The 16,266-nt window shown below is 73.1% G+C and carries 14 protein-coding genes; 7 read left to right on the top strand and 7 right to left on the bottom strand.

The features are described 5' to 3' along the window. Window positions 1-4: 4 nt before the first annotated feature. The 5 genes from ACSMXW_RS21400 to ACSMXW_RS21380 form a co-directional block, all read right to left on the bottom strand. The gene (locus ACSMXW_RS21400) at window positions 5-718 is read right to left on the bottom strand and encodes a NuoI/complex I 23 kDa subunit family protein (RefSeq protein ID WP_485798413.1); all 714 of its coding nucleotides are present in this window, start codon (window positions 716-718) and stop codon (window positions 5-7) included. Next, a complete protein-coding gene (locus ACSMXW_RS21395; RefSeq protein WP_485798412.1) occupies window positions 715-1,686 on the bottom strand; it encodes a complex I subunit 1/NuoH family protein in 972 nt (323 codons plus the stop codon). Before ACSMXW_RS21395 ends, ACSMXW_RS21400 begins: the two co-directional genes overlap by 4 nt. Continuing rightward, window positions 1,683-3,125 carry an NADH-quinone oxidoreductase subunit C gene (locus ACSMXW_RS21390; RefSeq protein ID WP_485798411.1) on the bottom strand — a complete coding sequence of 481 codons (1,443 nt, stop codon included), beginning with the start codon at window positions 3,123-3,125 and terminating at the stop codon, window positions 1,683-1,685. Before ACSMXW_RS21390 ends, ACSMXW_RS21395 begins: the two co-directional genes overlap by 4 nt. After that, complete coding sequence (locus ACSMXW_RS21385) at window positions 3,122-3,754, bottom strand: NADH-quinone oxidoreductase subunit B (RefSeq protein ID WP_485808201.1); 633 nt, start codon at window positions 3,752-3,754, stop codon at window positions 3,122-3,124. Before ACSMXW_RS21385 ends, ACSMXW_RS21390 begins: the two co-directional genes overlap by 4 nt. A 149-nt stretch (window positions 3,755-3,903) precedes the next feature. Beyond that, window positions 3,904-4,296: an NADH-quinone oxidoreductase subunit A gene (locus ACSMXW_RS21380; RefSeq protein ID WP_485798409.1), complete on the bottom strand. Its 393-nt coding sequence runs from the start codon at window positions 4,294-4,296 to the stop codon at window positions 3,904-3,906. A 333-nt stretch (window positions 4,297-4,629) separates the two neighbouring features. On the opposite strand from ACSMXW_RS21380, the gene ACSMXW_RS21375 reads away from it, so the two are divergent. The 6 genes from ACSMXW_RS21375 (at window position 4,630) to rarD (ending at window position 13,143) form a co-directional block, all read left to right on the top strand. After that, window positions 4,630-5,883, top strand: a complete 1,254-nt coding sequence (locus tag ACSMXW_RS21375; protein ID WP_485798407.1) for a sensor histidine kinase — start codon at window positions 4,630-4,632, stop codon at window positions 5,881-5,883. Window positions 5,884-6,041: 158 nt separating this feature from the next. Continuing rightward, window positions 6,042-7,421 (top strand): sensor histidine kinase, encoded by a 1,380-nt coding sequence (locus ACSMXW_RS21370; protein WP_485798405.1) that lies wholly within the window; start codon window positions 6,042-6,044, stop codon window positions 7,419-7,421. A gap of 459 nt (window positions 7,422-7,880) precedes the next feature. Next, complete coding sequence (locus ACSMXW_RS21365; protein WP_485808200.1) at window positions 7,881-8,540, top strand: LuxR C-terminal-related transcriptional regulator; 660 nt, start codon at window positions 7,881-7,883, stop codon at window positions 8,538-8,540. A gap of 294 nt (window positions 8,541-8,834) precedes the next feature. Further along, window positions 8,835-10,778 carry a 2-oxoacid:acceptor oxidoreductase subunit alpha gene (locus tag ACSMXW_RS21360; protein WP_485798403.1) on the top strand — a complete coding sequence of 648 codons (1,944 nt, stop codon included), beginning with the start codon at window positions 8,835-8,837 and terminating at the stop codon, window positions 10,776-10,778. 13 nt (window positions 10,779-10,791) lie between these two features. Then, window positions 10,792-11,877 (top strand): 2-oxoacid:ferredoxin oxidoreductase subunit beta, encoded by a 1,086-nt coding sequence (locus ACSMXW_RS21355; RefSeq protein ID WP_485808198.1) that lies wholly within the window; start codon window positions 10,792-10,794, stop codon window positions 11,875-11,877. A gap of 303 nt (window positions 11,878-12,180) precedes the next feature. Next, window positions 12,181-13,143: an EamA family transporter RarD gene (gene rarD / locus ACSMXW_RS21350; protein ID WP_485798401.1), complete on the top strand. Its 963-nt coding sequence runs from the start codon at window positions 12,181-12,183 to the stop codon at window positions 13,141-13,143. A 303-nt stretch (window positions 13,144-13,446) separates the two neighbouring features. Here the strand turns inward: rarD and ACSMXW_RS21345 are convergent, their stop codons facing one another. Both ACSMXW_RS21345 and ACSMXW_RS21340 read right to left on the bottom strand, forming a co-directional pair. After that, the gene (locus tag ACSMXW_RS21345; protein ID WP_485798399.1) at window positions 13,447-14,298 is read right to left on the bottom strand and encodes a putative RNA methyltransferase; all 852 of its coding nucleotides are present in this window, start codon (window positions 14,296-14,298) and stop codon (window positions 13,447-13,449) included. Window positions 14,299-14,669: 371 nt separating this feature from the next. Continuing rightward, window positions 14,670-14,966 carry a hypothetical protein gene (locus ACSMXW_RS21340; RefSeq protein ID WP_485798398.1) on the bottom strand — a complete coding sequence of 99 codons (297 nt, stop codon included), beginning with the start codon at window positions 14,964-14,966 and terminating at the stop codon, window positions 14,670-14,672. Window positions 14,967-15,650: 684 nt separating this feature from the next. On the opposite strand from ACSMXW_RS21340, the gene ACSMXW_RS21335 reads away from it, so the two are divergent. Continuing rightward, window positions 15,651-16,109: a VOC family protein gene (locus ACSMXW_RS21335; protein ID WP_485798396.1), complete on the top strand. Its 459-nt coding sequence runs from the start codon at window positions 15,651-15,653 to the stop codon at window positions 16,107-16,109. The last annotated feature ends 157 nt before the right edge of the window (window positions 16,110-16,266 follow it).

Genomic DNA, 16,266 nt, shown 5'->3' with positions numbered 1-16,266 from the left:
CTGCTCACGAGGCTCCCTCCGGGGGGTCCTCGGGTGGCGCGCCCCGGCCGGCGGAGCCCGCGCTGCCACCGTCCCGGGCGGGGCCGCCCTGGCCGGCCTCGTGCCCGGCGGGGCCCGTGCCGCCGTCGGCGGGCCCGTCCGTGGCGCGCTGGGCCTCGGCGGCCAGCCGGTCGGCGCTCTTGCGGGCGGCGGCGAGTTCCTTCGGCTCCTCCGCGGCCGGGTCGAGCGGGGGCGGCGCCGGGACGGTCCACATCCACTCGCGCAGCTTGTCGCGCTCGTGGGTGAGGTCGCGGATGTCGGTCTCCGCGTACTCGAACTCCGGCGACCAGAAGAGCGCGTCGAACGGGCACGCCTCGATGCAGATGCCGCAGTACATGCACAGGGCGAAGTCGATGGCGAACCGGTCGAGGACGTTCCGGCTGCGCTCCCGCCCGCCCGGGGCGGCGGGCGGGACGGTCTCCTTGTGGGAGTCGATGTAGATGCACCAGTCGGGGCACTCCCGGGCGCACAGCATGCAGACGGTGCAGTTCTCCTCGAAGAGGCCGATCACACCGCGGGTGCGCGGCGGAAGGGCGGGCAGCACGTCGGGGTACTGCTCGGTGACCGTCTTCCGCGTCATCGTGCGCAGGGTGACGGCGAGGCCCTTGGCGAGGCCGGAGCCCGGGATGCGGGACCGGGCGGGCCGGGCGGACCCGGCGGGCCGTGACGACTCCGTCATTGCGGCATCACCACCTTGACGACTCCGGTGAGGGCGATCTGGGCGAGTGCGAGCGGCACGAGGACGGTCCAGGAGAGTTTCTGGAGCTGGTCCTCGCGCAGCCGCGGGTAGCTGACGCGCAGCCAGATGACCAGGAAGGCGAGGACGGCGGTCTTCAGCAGGGTCCACACCCAGCCGAGCCCGTCGCCGCCCCAGGGGCCGTGCCATCCGCCCAGGAAGAGGACGGTGGTCAGGCCGCACAGGACGACGATCCCGGCGTACTCGGCGAGCAGGAAGAGGGCGAACCTCAGCCCCGTGTACTCCGTGTACGCGCCGAAGATGATCTCGGAGTCGGCGACGGGCATGTCGAACGGCGGGCGCTGGAGCTCGGCGAGGCCGGAGACGAAGAAGACCACTGCGCCGACGAGCTGCCAGGGCACCCACCACCACGCGAAGGCGTCGAGGATGCCGGGCAGCGAGAGGGTTCCCGCGGCCATCGCCACCGACGCGGCGGCCAGCAGCATCGGCAGTTCGTAGGCGAGCAACTGAGCGGCCGTGCGCAGGCCGCCCAGCAGGGAGAACTTGTTGGCGGACGCCCAGCCCGCCATCAGCGAGCCGAGGACGCCGACGCCCATGACGGCGAGGACGAAGAACACGCCCGCGTCGACCGCCTCCCCGACGGCGCCCTCGCCGGGCCCGATCGGAATGGCTATCAGCACCAGCAGGTACGGCAGGAGCGCGACGGCGGGGGCGAGCTGGAACACGCGCCTGTCGGCGTCCGCGGGGACGACGTCCTCCTTCTGCGCGAACTTCACGCCGTCCGCGACGAGCTGCGCCCAGCCGTGGAAGCCGCCCGCGTACATCGGGCCGAGGCGGCCCTGCATATGAGCCATCACCTTGTGTTCGGTCTGACCGACCACCAGGGGGAGCGCGAGGAAGACGACGAGGACGACGAGGAGTCGCAGGACGACGTCGAGCACGCCGTTCACTCGGTGCCTCCTCGGGAGTCCTCTCCGGTGTCTTCCGTGTCGCGGCTGGTTCCGGTGTCGCCGGTGGTCCCGGTGGTCCCGGTGGTCCCGGTGTAGTCGGTGTACTCGGTCTCGCCGGTGGTCCCGGCGGCCCCGGTGTCGACCGTGTCCCCGTCGTCGCCGGCGTCGCCGGCGGTCCCGGCGGCGCCCGGACCGGCGGGGGGTTCGCCGGCAGGGGGTTCGCCGGCAGGGGGTTCGCCGGCCGTGGTCCCGTCGCCGTCCGAGGTGTCCGGGGACGCGGTCGCCTCGCCGGTATCTCCGGTACCGGGGCCCGCGGGGGTCTCGTCGAAGGCGGGACGGGCGTGGTGCCAGGGGGCGTCGGCGGGGCGGCGGCTCCGGGCGGCGTCCTTGGTGTCCGGTGCGCCCGGACGGGAGGCGTCGTCCTGGGAGCCCGATCGCGAAACGGTGTCCTGGGGACGCGTTCCGGAAACGCCCTCCTGGGAGCCCGTCCCGGAAACGCCGCCCTGGGAGCCGGTCCCGGAAACGCCGCCCTGGAGGCCCGTCCCGGAAACGTCGTCCTGGGAGCCGGTCCCGGAAACGCCGCCCTGGAGGCCCGTCCCGGAAACGTCGTCCTGGGAGCCGGTTCCGGGAGCGTTCTCCTTGGTGGGTGACTGGGGAGCGGTGTCCCTGGCGGTGCGTTGGGAGGCCGAGCCCTCGGAGGCGCTACGGGTGCGGCGGGGTCGCGTTCCGCCCCGGGCCGGGCGCGCGGGAGCGCCGGGAGCGCCTGGGGCGCCCGCCTCGCCGGCGCGGGCGGCACCGCGGGCCGGACGGTCCCCGGCGGCGCGATCACCGGCGGCACGGGCGGCGCCGCGTGCCGGACGGGCCGGGGCGGCGGGCAGCGTGCCCTTCTGGGGCCCCCACTCGTTCGGGTCCGGGACGCCGGGCGGCAGCATCTGGCGGCGCCTGGGCCCGCCGTGCCCGGACTCGCCCGGCTCCTTGGCGCCGGGCCAGGCCTTCGCCACGCGCGCCGCCAGGACGAAGTCCTTGCGCAGCGGGTGCCCCTCGAAGCCGTCGGGCAGCAGCAGCGGCACCAGATGGGGGTGGCCCTCGAAGTCGATCCCGAACATCTCGTGGGTCTCGCGCTCGTGCCAGGCAGCCCCGGCGTACACCTCGACCGCCGACGGCAGCACCGGCGCCTCGTGCGGCACGGTGGTGCGCAGCAGCAGCCGGCGCACCGGGCCGAGCGCCACGACGTGCGCCGCGACCCGGAACCCGGCCTCGGGCTCGTCCACGGCGCTCAGCCAGTCGAAATAGGTGCAGCCGAGGCCGGAGTGGGCGGTCCGCAGGGCGGCGAGCCAGGAGGACGGCGGTACGTCGACGGTGAGCAGCCCGTACGACTCGTCCGCCGTCGCGTCCTCACCGAAGAGTTCGCCGACGGGGGCGGTGAGCCAGCCGGTCACTGCGCGGCCTCCCCGGGTGCGCCGGGACCGGGCGGCGGCTTCTCCAGGCCGCGCTGCAGCTCGGCGGCGGACGGCCGGGCGCCACCGGGGACGGTGCCGGCGCCGCCCGGGGCGCGGCCGTACCGCTCCCCCAGGGACTCGCGGGCGATCTTCTCCTGGAGCTTGATGATCCCCTGGAGCAGCGCCTCGGGGCGGGGCGGGCAGCCCGGCACATAGACGTCGACGGGGATGATCTGGTCGACGCCCTTGGTCACGCAGTACGAGTCCCAGTAGGGGCCGCCGCAGTTGGAGCACGCCCCGAAGGAGATGACGTACTTGGGCTCGGGCATCTGCTCGTAGAGCCGCTTCACGGCGGGCGCCATCTTGTCGGTGACGGTGCCGGAGACCACCATCAGGTCGGCTTGGCGCGGTCCGGGCGCGAAGGGGATGACGCCGAGCCGGATGAAGTCGTGGCGGGCCATGGAGGCGGCGATGAACTCGATGGCGCAGCAGGCCAGGCCGAAGTTGAAGACCCAGAGGCTGTAGCGGCGGCCCCAGTTGAGGACCACCTTCATGGGCTCCGGGGCGAGGCGGGCGAGCGCGCCGATCCGCCCGCCGCGCTCAGCGGGCAGTCGTACCGGGTCGGGCAGGGAGACGGCGGTGCTGCCGGCGACGGTGCCGCCGCCCGCACCGGAGCGTCCCTCGACGGTGCCGCCGCCCGCATCGGAGTGTCCCGCGGCGATACCGCCGCCCGCGTCGGGGCTCCCTGCGGCCGCGCCGTCCCGGGACGCCGGCTGGTTCACGTCCACGTCAGCACGCCCTTCTTCCAGGCGTACAGCAGGCCGACGGCGAGGAACCCGAGGAAGACGAACATCTCCGCCAGTGTGGTGGCCCCGTACCCGGGCGCGGCGAACACGGTCGCCCAGGGGAAGAGGAAGACCGAGTCGACGGCGAAGATCACGTACAGGAAGGCGTAGACGTAGTAGCGGACCTGGGTGTGCGCCCAGCCCTCCCCCACCGGGTCGACGCCGCACTCGTACGTGAGGAGTTTCTCGGGCGTGGGCACGACGGGCCGCAGCAGCCGCCCCGCGCCGAACGCGACGGCCACGAACAGCACGCCGACGACGGCGAGCAGCCCGACGACGGAGTACGACTGGAAGTAGTCCGCCGCGAGAACGGTCGGTTCCGGCACGTCCGCCCCTCGCTCCCTGGCCTGGTGACGCCCCGGGCGCACGTCGTGGGACGCCCGGTTCGACGACTTGTACGCATCGTGTACGCATGCTGGCTTACGCACGCGAGTCTAGGGCCTGCCAAAGACAGGGTGAGCAGCGCGTCTAAAGTCCCGGTAAGCAAACGTCCGGGCGCCGCGGGAGCGCACAGGGCGTGGAACGGCGCCGTGCTGGGCGCGGCGCGGGGGGTGGAACGGCGCCGTGCTGGGCGCGGCGCGGGGGGTGGGGTTAACCACAGTGCGACGTGGCGGTCCACCTCATGGCGCGGCAGACGGCAGGCGGGCACGCTGGTCCGTATGACCGCACGCACTTTCACCGTCTCGTTCGGCCCCGCCCAGGGCACGGACGGGCCGGGCTGCCCGGCAGGCACCGACCGGCCGCCGCCCAGGCTGTTCAGGTACGACCGGCACACGGTCGGGGAGATCACGCACCTCCTGGTCAATCTGCCGGCCGCGATCCTCGGCTTCGTCTACGTCGTGACGGCGCTGTCCGTCGGCGCCGGCCTGTCGGTGACGCTCGTCGGGCTGCCGCTGCTGGGGCTCGGCATGTCGGGCGCGCGCCTGCTCGGCAGGGCGGAGCGTGCGCGGGCCCGGGCCCTGCTGGGCGTGCGGATAGCGGAGCCGGGGCGGCGCGGGCGACACCCCAGGGGGTTCATGGCCTGGCTGCGGCACACCCTGAAGGACCCGCTGGGCTGGCGCACGATGCTGTACGAGGCCGTCCGCCTCCCCTGGGGCATCTTCACCTTCACGGTCGCGCTGACGGGGCTGGTCGTCCTCTTCCCCGTCCTGCCGTTCCTGGCCCGCTGGCTGACGAACGCCGACCGGGCGATGGTGCGCGGCCTGCTGACCCCGGCGGACGACCTGGAGGAGCGGATAGCCGAGCTGGAGTCCGACCGCGGGATCGTCGTGGACACGGCAGCAGCGGACCTGCGCCGCATCGAGCGGGACCTGCACGACGGCGCGCAGGCCCGGCTGGTGAACCTCGCCATGGGGCTGGGGCTCGCCAAGGAGAAGCTCCTGGAGGACCCCGAGGCGGCGGCGGCCATGGTCGACGAGGCGCACGGCGAGGTGAAGCTCGCTCTGCAGGAGCTGCGCGACCTGGCCCGAGGGATCCATCCCGCCGTGCTCACGGACCGCGGTCTGGACGCCGCGCTCTCCTCCGTCGCCGCCCGCTGCACGGTGCCGGTGACGGTCACCGTCGACCTGGCGGCGCGCCCGGCGGCCGCCATCGAGGGCATCGCCTACTTCACGGTCTCCGAGCTCCTGCAGAACGTGAGCAAGCACAGCAGGGCACGCACCGCCTCGGTGGACGTGTGGCGCTCGGAGGACCGCCTGCTGATCCAGGTGGGCGACGACGGCGTGGGCGGCGCCGCCCTGTCCGGCGGCACCGGCATGGCGGGCCTCGCGGACCGGCTCGGCGCGGTCGACGGCCTGTTCGTCATCGACTCCCCCGTGGGCGGCCCCACCACGATCACTGCCGAACTCCCCTGGCGTGATCGCAGGGACGGCCCCGCACCCGGGGCCAAGGCCACTCAGGGGAGCCGGAGGTAGGGAAAACCCCCGGCTCAAGAGGCCGACGCACTGGATGGTCCGGTGGCCGCCCCGACGGCAGTGTGGAGATACGGCACCGGCCGCCGGAGGCCTTGGGGCCCTTCGGGGACGGGCCGGCAGGGCTCGTGCAGAGCACTCAGAGGAGAACGGACAGACCGATGGCCACGGGTTACGGACAGGGGTACGGGCGGCAGGACGGGCCCGCCTTCGGCGAGCCGGAGGCCGGCGCGCGGCGGCACCGCGTACCGGTCGTGCTGCGGGCGCCGGTGGAGGGGCGGACCTGGCGGGAGTTGGGGTATCTGCTGCTCAGCCTCCCGATGGCCGTGGTGATGTTCTGCGTCACGGTGACCGCGCTCTCGCTGGGCGCCGGCCTGCTGATCACCTTCCTCGGTATACCGGTGCTGGCGGCGGGGCTGGCCGCCTGCCGGGGGTACGGAGCGGTGGAGCGAGCCCGGGCCCGAGGGCTGCTCGGCCTCGACATGGCCGCCCCGGAGCCCCTGCGGCCGGCCGGGCGCGGGGCGATGGAGTGGATGACGGCCATCCTCAAGAGCGGTGCCTCCTGGCGGCACCTCCTCTACACCCTGGTCCACTTCCCCTGGGCGGTCTTCGCTTTCTCGGTCTCGATCGTCTTCTGGTCCTACGGTTGGGCGCTGCTGACATACCCGCTGTGGCAGTGGGTGTTCCCCATGTACGTAGGCACGGGCGGTATCCAGCTCTACGGCGACGGCACCCACAGCGTGTACCTGGACAACCCCTTCGAGATCGCCGTCACGGCCCTGACGGGCCTGGTGGTCACGCTGGTCACGCCCTGGCTGATACGGGCTCTGACCGGCTTCGACCGGCTGCTCGTGCGGGGACTGCTCGGCCGTTCGCCGCGGGCCGGTCTGGTCGTGGCGCCGGAGCGGGACCGCGGTGCGCTGGTGGACACGATCGCCGCGGACCTGCGCCGGATCGAGCGGGACCTGCACGACGGCGCACGGGCCCGGCCGGTACACGACGGCGCACAGGCCCGCCCGACCGGCCTCGCCACTGACCTCGGTCGCGCCGGGGAGAACCCGGCCGGGGCCCCCGAGGCGGTGGGCATAGCGGACCAGGCGCACGGTGAGGCGAAGACGGCGCTGCGGGAGCCGCGCGAGGCCGCTCGAGGCATCGGCACCGCCGTGCTCAGGGACCGCGGTCTGGACGCCGCGCTCTCCGCCATAGCCGCCCGCTGCCCGGTCCCCGTTCAGGTCGACGTGGACCTGCCGGCCAGGCCGGTGCCCGCCCTTGAGGGCATCGCCTACCTCACCGTCTGCGAGCTGCTTGAGAACGTCGGCAAGCACTCGGGGGCGTCCCGGGCCACGGTCGACGTCTGGCGGGTGGACGACCGGCTGATGCTGCAGGTCACGGACAACGGCCTGGGCGGCGCGGATCCCTTGGCCGGCTCGGGTCTGCGGGGGTTGCAGGAGCGGCTGGCCGCGATCGACGGCATCCTCGTCACCGACTCCCCCGCCGGCGGCCCCACGCGGATCACGGCGGAGCTGCCCTGGCGGTACTGAACGGCGCGGGACCAGCCCGGACGACCGGCCCGCCGCCAGCACCGCCCGCGCTGGCCAGCGCCGTCCCACCCGAGACAGCGGGGCGAGCGGGGGCCGTCTCACCTGGAGACCGCGGTGCACCCGGGCACCGTCCCGCCCGGACACCCCCCGCGACCGGGCGCCGCCGTGTCCACGCCCGAGCGCAGCAGTCGGGCCCCCAGCGCCGCTGCGTCCGGCCCGGCACCGCTGCGTCCGCCCGCGTGCCCGGGTGGAAGCGGTGGCCCATACCATCCCGCTCGTCTTCTCGCCACTCCCACTGTGGCCACATGTGGACACAGACAGTTATCCACAGGCTCGACGCAGGGAAGTCCGAACCCTGCGATGCTGGTGCCTGTCAGAGATGACGGACACGGGCGCGGATGCCGGGGCGGCCGTGACGGGGGCGCGGGCTGTGGGGGGCCGAGAATCGTGGAGGACAAGGTGCGGGTGGTCATCGCCGAGGACTCGGTGCTGCTCAGGGAGGGCCTGACCAGGCTGCTGACCGACCGCGGGCATGATGTCGTGGGGGGTGTCGGGGATGCCGAGGCACTGATCAAGACCATCGAGGACCTGGCCGGGCAAGGGGCGCTGCCGGACGTGGTCGTCGCGGACGTCCGCATGCCGCCGACGCACACGGACGAGGGCGTCCGGGCCGCGGTGCAGCTCCGCCGGGCGTACCCGGGCCTGGCCGTGCTGGTGCTCTCGCAGTACGTGGAGGAGGAGTACGCGACGGAACTGCTGGCGGGCTCCAGCCGCGGCGTGGGCTACCTCCTCAAGGACCGCGTGGCGGACGTGCGCGAGTTCGTGGACGCGGTGGTGCGGGTGGCCGGGGGCGGCACCGCGCTGGACCCGGAGGTGGTGGCCCAGCTCCTCGGCCGCAGCCGCAAGCAGGACGTGCTGGCGTGCCTCACGCCGCGCGAGCGCGAGGTGCTGGGCCTGATGGCCGAGGGCCGGACGAACTCGGCGATCGCCCGCCAGCTGGTGGTGAGCGACGGCGCGGTGGAGAAGCATGTCAGCAACATCTTCCAGAAGCTGGGCCTCTCCCAGAGTGATGGGGATCACCGTCGGGTCCTTGCCGTTCTCACCTATCTGAACTCCTGACCACTCACACTGATGCACGCACGCATGGCTCAACCAGCGCCATGGTGCTGCCCGGAGCCCCCTACCGGCGGGCCCCGACCAGAGATCTAGACCCAAAGAACCAGCAGGGAAGCTCTCCGAGGAGAGAGCCAGAAGGCGGGCAAAAGATGGCAAAAAAGGGCGGAGATCTACCTCAAGGAGCCGTCCACGATCCGATCAGACAAGGGAAGGCGACCCTTAGCGACGTAGGGTGGTGGCTGGGTGGCCGGTCGGCCGGCCGAGCCCGCACAGCTGTCCCGAGGGAGGTCCAGTTCAGTGACCAGCCAGGTCAGTAGCCCGGCCGGGCAGGCCGTCGGCACCACCGCCGGTGAGCCGCCCACGCCCCTGCCCCCGGAGTCGGGCGACAAAGCGGTCCGCCGCCTGGACCGGGTGATCATCCGGTTCGCGGGGGACTCGGGTGACGGTATGCAGTTGACGGGTGACCGTTTCACGTCGGAGACCGCGTCCTTCGGCAACGACCTGGCGACGCTGCCGAACTTCCCGGCCGAGATCAGGGCACCCGCAGGGACGCTGCCGGGCGTGTCGTCGTTCCAGCTGCACTTCGCGGACCACGACATCCTCACGCCCGGCGACGCACCGGACGTGCTCGTCGCCATGAACCCCGCCGCCCTCAAGGCGAACATCGGCGACCTGCCCCGGGGCGCGGAGATCATCGTGAACACCGACGAGTTCACGAAGCGCGCCATGTCGAAGGTCGGCTACGAGGTCTCGCCCCTCGAGGACGGTTCGCTGGACGGCTACCGGGTGCACCCGGTCCCGCTGGGCACGCTGACGGTCGAGGCGCTGAAGGACTTCGACCTCTCGCGCAAGGACGCGGACCGCTCGAAGAACATGTTCGCGCTGGGCCTGCTGTCGTGGATGTACCACCGGCCGACGGAGGGCACGGAGCGGTTCCTCGCGGCGAAGTTCGCGAAGAAGCCGGAGATCGCCGAGGCGAACCTGGCGGCGTTCCGCGCCGGCTGGAACTTCGGCGAGACCACGGAGGACTTCGCGGTCTCCTACGAGGTGGCGCCGGCCGCCTCGGCGTTCCCCCCGGGCACCTACCGCAACATCTCCGGGAACCTGGCCCTGGCCTACGGCCTGATCGCCGCTTCCCGGCAGGCGGACCTCCCGCTGTTCCTGGGCTCGTACCCGATCACCCCGGCCTCGGACATCCTGCACGAGCTGAGCAAGCACAAGAACTTCGGCGTGCGCACCTTCCAGGCCGAGGACGAGATCGCGGGGATCGGCGCGGCGCTGGGCGCGGCGTTCGGCGGTTCGCTGGGTGTCACCACCACCTCGGGTCCGGGTGTGGCGCTCAAGAGCGAGACGGTCGGCCTCGCGGTCTCCCTGGAGCTGCCGCTGCTGATCATCGACATCCAGCGCGGCGGGCCCTCGACGGGCCTGCCCACCAAGACGGAGCAGGCCGACCTCCTCCAGGCGATGTACGGGCGCAACGGCGAGGCGCCCGTGGCGGTGATCGCCCCCCAGACGCCCGCGGACTGCTTCGACGCGGCCCTGGAGGCGGCCCGGATCGCGCTCACCTACCGCACGCCGGTCTTCCTCCTCTCGGACGGCTACCTGGCCAACGGCTCCGAGCCCTGGCTGATCCCGGACGTCGAGGAGCTGCCGGACCTGCGGGTGCAGTTCGCCCAGTCGCCCAACCACGTGCTGGCGGACGGCACGGAGGCGTTCTGGCCGTACAAGCGCGACCCCGAGACGCTGGCCCGCCCCTGGGCCATTCCGGGCACTCCCGGCCTGGAGCACCGCATCGGCGGTATCGAGAAGCAGGACGGCACGGGCAACATCTCCTACGACCCGGCCAACCACGACCACATGGTCCGCACCCGGCAGGCCAAGATCGACGGGATCTCCGTTCCGGATGTGACGGTCGACGACCCCTCGGGGCAGGCCAGGCTGCTGGTGCTGGGCTGGGGCTCGACGTACGGCCCGATCACCGCGGCGGTGCGGCGGCTGCGCAGGGCCGGGGAGAGCATCGCGCAGGTCCATCTGCGCCACCTCAACCCGTTCCCGGGCAATCTGGGCGAGGTGCTGAAGCGGTACGACAAGATCATCGTCCCGGAGATGAACCTCGGCCAGCTCACCACCCTGGTCCGGGCCAAGTACCTGGTCGACGCCCGGTCGTACACCCAGGTGCGCGGCCTTCCGTTCAAGGCCGAGCAGCTGGCCACGGCTCTCAAGGAGGCCCTCGATGACTGAGACAGCCGAGACGATGGCCCCCGCCGCCCAGAACGGCACGGGTGGCCGCACCCACGACGCGCTGTCGCTGGTGCCCAAGGCGACGGGCAAGCAGTCCATGAAGGACTTCAAGTCCGACCAGGAAGTCCGCTGGTGCCCGGGCTGCGGCGACTACGCGGTGCTCTCCGCGGTCCAGGGCTTCATGCCCGAGCTGGGTCTTGCCAGGGAGAACATCGTCTTCGTCTCCGGCATCGGCTGCTCGTCCCGCTTCCCGTACTACATGAACACCTACGGGATGCACTCCATCCACGGCCGGGCGCCCGCGATCGCCACGGGCCTCGCGGCGTCCCGCCCGGACCTGTCCGTCTGGGTGGTCACGGGCGACGGCGACGCGCTGTCCATCGGCGGCAACCACCTCATCCACGCCCTGCGGCGCAACGTCAACCTGAAGATCCTGCTGTTCAACAACCGGATCTACGGGCTGACCAAGGGCCAGTACAGCCCCACCTCGGAGGTCGGCAAGATCACCAAGTCGACGCCGATGGGCTCGCTGGACACGCCCTTCAACCCGGTGTCGCTGGCGCTGGGCGCGGAGGCGTCGTTCGTGGCGCGCACCGTCGACTCCGACCGCAAGCACCTCACCAGTGTGCTGCGGGCGGCCGCCGACCACCCCGGCACCGCGCTCGTGGAGATCTACCAGAACTGCAACATCTTCAACGACGGCGCGTGGGAGGTACTCAAGGACCGCGAGCAGGCGGAGAACGCGGTGATCCGGCTGGAGCACGGGCAGCCGATCCGGTTCGGCCCCGGCGGTGCCATGGGGGTCGTACGGGACGCACTCACCGGTGACCTCGCCGTGGTGCCGGTCACGCCGGAGAACGAGTCGGAGATCGTGGTCCACGACGCGCACAACCCGAGCCCGACGACCGCGTTCGCGCTCTCCCGGCTCGCCGACCCCGACACCCTGCACCACACCCCCATCGGTGTCTTCCGCTCGGTGGACCGGCCCGTCTACGACCGGCAGATGTCCGACCAGCTGGAGACCGCCGTGGAGCGGCAGGGCAAGGGTGACCTCGCCGCGCTGCTCGCGGGCGGCGACACCTGGACGGTCGTCGGCTGACGCCCGTTCGGTCACCCGTCCGGGCGCCTGCGCCGGGACGGACCGGCGCCGCCGTTCATGCCGGATGACCGCGGTGCTCTCGGGGCCCGGATCTGCATGAGCAGGTCCGGGCCCCGTCGTGTACCGGGAGGGCAGCGGGGCCGGCCCCCCGACGCGCCCTGGGGCGGGCCTCGTCATGACCGTATGGCGATACGCGCATGACAGGTGGCGGGGACCGGCGTTACGGTCGTCGGGCTGCCGTGCGGCAGCCGGGCGGACGGGGCGCCAGGTCGGGACGCAGGGACGACGAGGGAGGTCAAGCCGGTGACCAGCAGGGGCGAGCAGCGGGTCGGGCTGCTGAACGGCGTCGCGGCATACGGGCTCTGGGGGCTCGTGCCGCTCTTCTGGCCGCTGGTCGGCTCGGCCGGGGCCGTGGAGATCCTCGCGCACCGGATGGTGTGGTCGCTGGTGGTGGTCGGGGTGGCGCTGCTGGTGATGCGGCGGTGGGCGTGGGCCGGGGCGCTGCTGCGGCAGCCGCGGCGGCTGGCGCTGGTGACGGTGGCCGCCGCGCTGATCAGTGTGAACTGGGGCGTCTACATCTGGGCGGTGAACTCCGACCATGTGGTGGAGGCGTCGCTCGGCTACTTCATCAACCCGCTGGTCACCATCGCCCTCGGGGTGCTGCTGCTGAAGGAGCGGCTGCGGCCGGCGCAGTGGGCGGCGGTCGGGATCGGCCTCGCCTCGGTGGTGACGCTCACCTTCGGGTACGGCCGGCCGCCCTGGATCTCGCTCTGCCTCGCCTTCTCCTTCGGGGCGTACGGCCTGACCAAGAAGAAGGTGGCGCTCAGCGGGCTGGAGTCGCTGGCGGCCGAGACCGCGGTCCAGTTCCTGCCCGCGCTGGCGTATCTGCTGTGGCTGGGGGCGCGCGGGGCGGGCACGTTCACCTCGGAGGGGGCCGGGCATGCGGCACTGCTGGCGTCGGCGGGGCTGGTGACCGCGGTGCCGCTGGTGTGTTTCGGGGCGTGTGCGATACGGGTGCCGTTGTCCACGCTGGGGCTGTTGCAGTATCTGACGCCGGTGCTGCAGCTCCTGCTCGGGGTCCTGTACTTCCATGAGGAGATGCCGCCCGAGCGGTGGGCGGGCTTCGGGCTGGTGTGGGTGGCGTTGACGGTGCTCAGCTGGGACGCGTTGCGTACGGCTCGGCGGAATCGGGCGGAGGCTCTGCGGTTGCGGGCCGAGCGGGGGGTTGCCGTTGAGGGTTCGGCTCCCTCGGAGCGGGCGGTCTGAGTCCGGGCTCACACACCGCCTCCGCGTCCGGCCCGCGTTCCCCGGCCCGCGCCCACCCTGGCCCGCGGTGCCCCCGTTTTCGGTTTCCCGGGGTGGTTCCGGTGCCCCCCGGACGGGGCCTGGCGTCGGGGACCGGCCTCCCCTCAGCCTGACGGCCCACGGCCACTCCCCCCGCCCCGACGGCACGTCACCCGAGCAGACCCGTTCGGCGGAGCCCACCTGCCTTCCCCGCGTCGTGGGGAAGGCAGGGTGCCAGGCGTGCGCACTGCTCGTCGGTCGCCAGGCACAGGCGCCCGCTCGTGGTCACCGGGGCTGGTAGGCGGTGGCCAGCACGGAGACGGTGACCTGATCGGGCAGGAGGCCGTCAGCGTTCAGTTCTGCACGGCTCGCGTGGCGTGCGCTCGGCGTCATCGCTACCAGGTCCAGGGCAACAAGCCTGGTCAGGGTCGCGGGGTACTCCACCTGTTCGGTGACGGCGGCCTCGAAGAAGGGGTCCAGCGCCCGGTGTAGGCGCTGTTCCTTGGCCGGGTCGATCGTGACCATCGCAGGCGACCGGCCGCACAGCTCGGCCAGGTGCCTCCCAGTGGGGCGGACCACGATCAGCCGGCCGGTCGGGTGGAGTACTCGGTGGAACTCGGCCGGGTTGCGCGGGGCGAACACGTCCAGCATGACATCGGCCACCCCGTCGGCCAGCGGGAAGGGACGGAAGACGTCCCAGGCCACCGCGGCGGCTCGTTCGTGGGCTCGGGCTGCCGAGCGCAACGCGCGCACCGACGTGTCCAGACCCAGACCACGCGCGCCGGGCAGCTGGTCGAGTACGCCGGCCAGGTAGTAGCCCGTGCCGCATCCCACGTCCACGACGGTGGCCTGCTCGGCCACGGCGTCGCCCGCCAGGCGGGCCGCGACTTCGCGGATGGGCGCGTAGGTGCCGGTGGACAGGAACCGATCCCGGGCCTGGACCATGGCTGCGTCGTCCCCGCTGGTGGCGCGGGTGCCCGTCAGCAGGCCGGCGTAGCCGTGGCGGGCGATGTCGAAGGTGTGGCCCCTCGGACAGCGCAGTGCGCCACGGTCGGGGTGCAGGTGGCGGGTGCGGCACGTCGGGCAGCACAGCAGGTCGAGGGAGAGTTCGAGGGCAGGGGGAAGCGACACGGGCACGAGGCACTCCTGGCAAGGACGAAGGGAGGAGACCGTGCCTGCACGCGCGCTCAGGGCGTCACTGCCTCAGGAAGGGACGGGCGGCGCCGGGAACGTGGTTCCGCGCAGCAGGCACACCGAGGAGGGCGACGCCGTCCGGCATCGCCCTCAACGCCTTCCGATCACAGGAAGCAGCAGTGCGGGGTGCTCATGAATGCCACGTCATGAGTTTACGAGCATCGGCGCAGCCCCTCATGCCCCACCGGAGTCGGGAGACACGGCCCGGGGCGGACTACGATCCGGGGCGAACTACGGCCCGCCCCGCGTCCGTGCCTCTCGCGCTCGCGCCCAGGACAGCGCTCGCCGCCACCGCACCGCGCCCAGGCCGAGGGTCAGCACGGCGTCTGTCGCCGCCTGAGCCCACCCGTCGCGCAGTGCGGCGGCCGCCGGGGTCTCGAAGGCCGCCCCGACGAGCAGCGCGACGAGCAGCGCCGCCACCAGCGGGTGACGCCGCCCAGCGGCACCTTGGCGTACGCGGCGCACCGGTTGAGGGCGCCGGCCACCTCGTCGTCGAGCGCGGTGGCCAGCGGATCGCCGATGGCCCGTACCTCCCTGACGACGTGCAGCGGCTCCACGGCCTGCCGGACGAGTTCCCGGCCCGCCTGCATCGGGTCCTCCCCGGTGCACACGCGCTCGCGGGTGGTGGAACAGGCGGCGCGCACGGCGGGCCGTACCGCACGCCGTAGCGCGCCATCGACGGTCTCGGCGGGAAAGGGGGACGACGACGGCCGAGCTGGCCGTGCGGGCCGTCCGGCACGGCCCCGGCGCCGCCGGGCGACTGGTACGGCTCCTGCGGAGGAGCCGCCGGAACCCCAGGAGCCGCCGATGCCGCCGGGCGCGGCAGCGGCGCGCCCGGCCTGCCGGCGAGCAGCGCGGCCTCCCCACGGGCCCGGCGGACCGCGGCCGGCCCGGCATCCGGGGGCAGTCCGGCGTCCGGAGCAGTCCGGTCATCCGGGGGCAGCACGACGCCCGGGGCAGTCCGGTGATCAGGGGACAGTACGGCATCCGGGGACAGTCCGGTGATCCGGAACGCGTTGGTCCGGTACAGGGCCGCGCCGGACAGCCGGTCCAGCACGGCGTCCAGGCCTTCAGCTCCTGCGGTCTGCGGCGCCTCCGGCCTTCTCACCCCCGCTCCGTTCCTCTCTCCCTGACGCGTCCCCTCCCCCGTACGCCCCGGCCCCTCCCCTGGTAGGTCTCTCGTACCGTCCCTCGTCCCACGGTGGTACGGGGACGTTAGGCGTACCGGGACGGGACCGGTCCCGGGCTCGGCGGGCCCCCTGGGTCGGCGGGGGGAAGCTGGCTATAACGGGGCCATGACTCAGCCCGTACTGAACTGGAAGCTCGTCGTGGACGCCGCGGACCCGCACGGGCAGGCCGCCTTCTGGGCCGCCGCCCTCGGCTACGCCGTGGAGGACAACAGCGCCCTGATCGAGCGGCTGCTCAGCCAGGGGGCCGCCCCCGAGAGCGCCACCATCGAGGTCGACGGACGCGCCGCCTGGCGTGACCTGGTCGCCGTCCGGCACCCCGAGGACCCGTACGACCCGGAGAGCGGCATGGGCCTCGGCCGTCGCATCCTCTTCCAGCGGGTCCCGGAGCCCAAGGCCGTCAAGAACCGCCTGCACATCGACGTGCACAGCGGCACGGGGCGGCGTGCGGAGGAGGTCACGCGCCTGGAGGGGCTCGGGGCGAGCATGTTGCGGCACGTCAAGGATCAGGGCGGCGAGTGGACGGTGATGACGGATCCGGAGGGGAACGAGTTCTGCGTGTGCTGATCGGCGGCGGGGAGCCGGTTCGCCGGGGGCGCCGGTTGGGCAGGCCGGGGGGGTGGGTTGGGTTGGGGCGGCGGTTCAGGAGACAGGCGGCGCCCGGTCGGCGCCGCGACCGCGGAAAGTGTCCGGCCGTCGGCCGGTGACCGGGTGCGGCCGCGGC

It is taken from the genome of Streptomyces sp. DSM 116793 (assembly GCF_057320905.1).
This window is presented reverse-complemented; position numbering and strand designations above follow the sequence as displayed.

Excerpts from the sequence above, each read along its gene's own strand:
- ACSMXW_RS21355 (WP_485808198.1), top strand. The coding sequence starts at position 10,792 with ATGGCCCCCGCCGCCCAGAACGGCACGGGTGGCCGCACCCACGACGCG.
- ACSMXW_RS21370 (WP_485798405.1), top strand. The coding sequence starts at position 6,042 with ATGGCCACGGGTTACGGACAGGGGTACGGGCGGCAGGACGGGCCCGCC.
- ACSMXW_RS21400 (WP_485798413.1), bottom strand. The coding sequence starts at position 718 with ATGACGGAGTCGTCACGGCCCGCCGGGTCCGCCCGGCCCGCCCGGTCC.
- ACSMXW_RS21375 (WP_485798407.1), top strand. The coding sequence starts at position 4,630 with ATGACCGCACGCACTTTCACCGTCTCGTTCGGCCCCGCCCAGGGCACG.
- ACSMXW_RS21335 (WP_485798396.1), top strand. The coding sequence starts at position 15,651 with ATGACTCAGCCCGTACTGAACTGGAAGCTCGTCGTGGACGCCGCGGAC.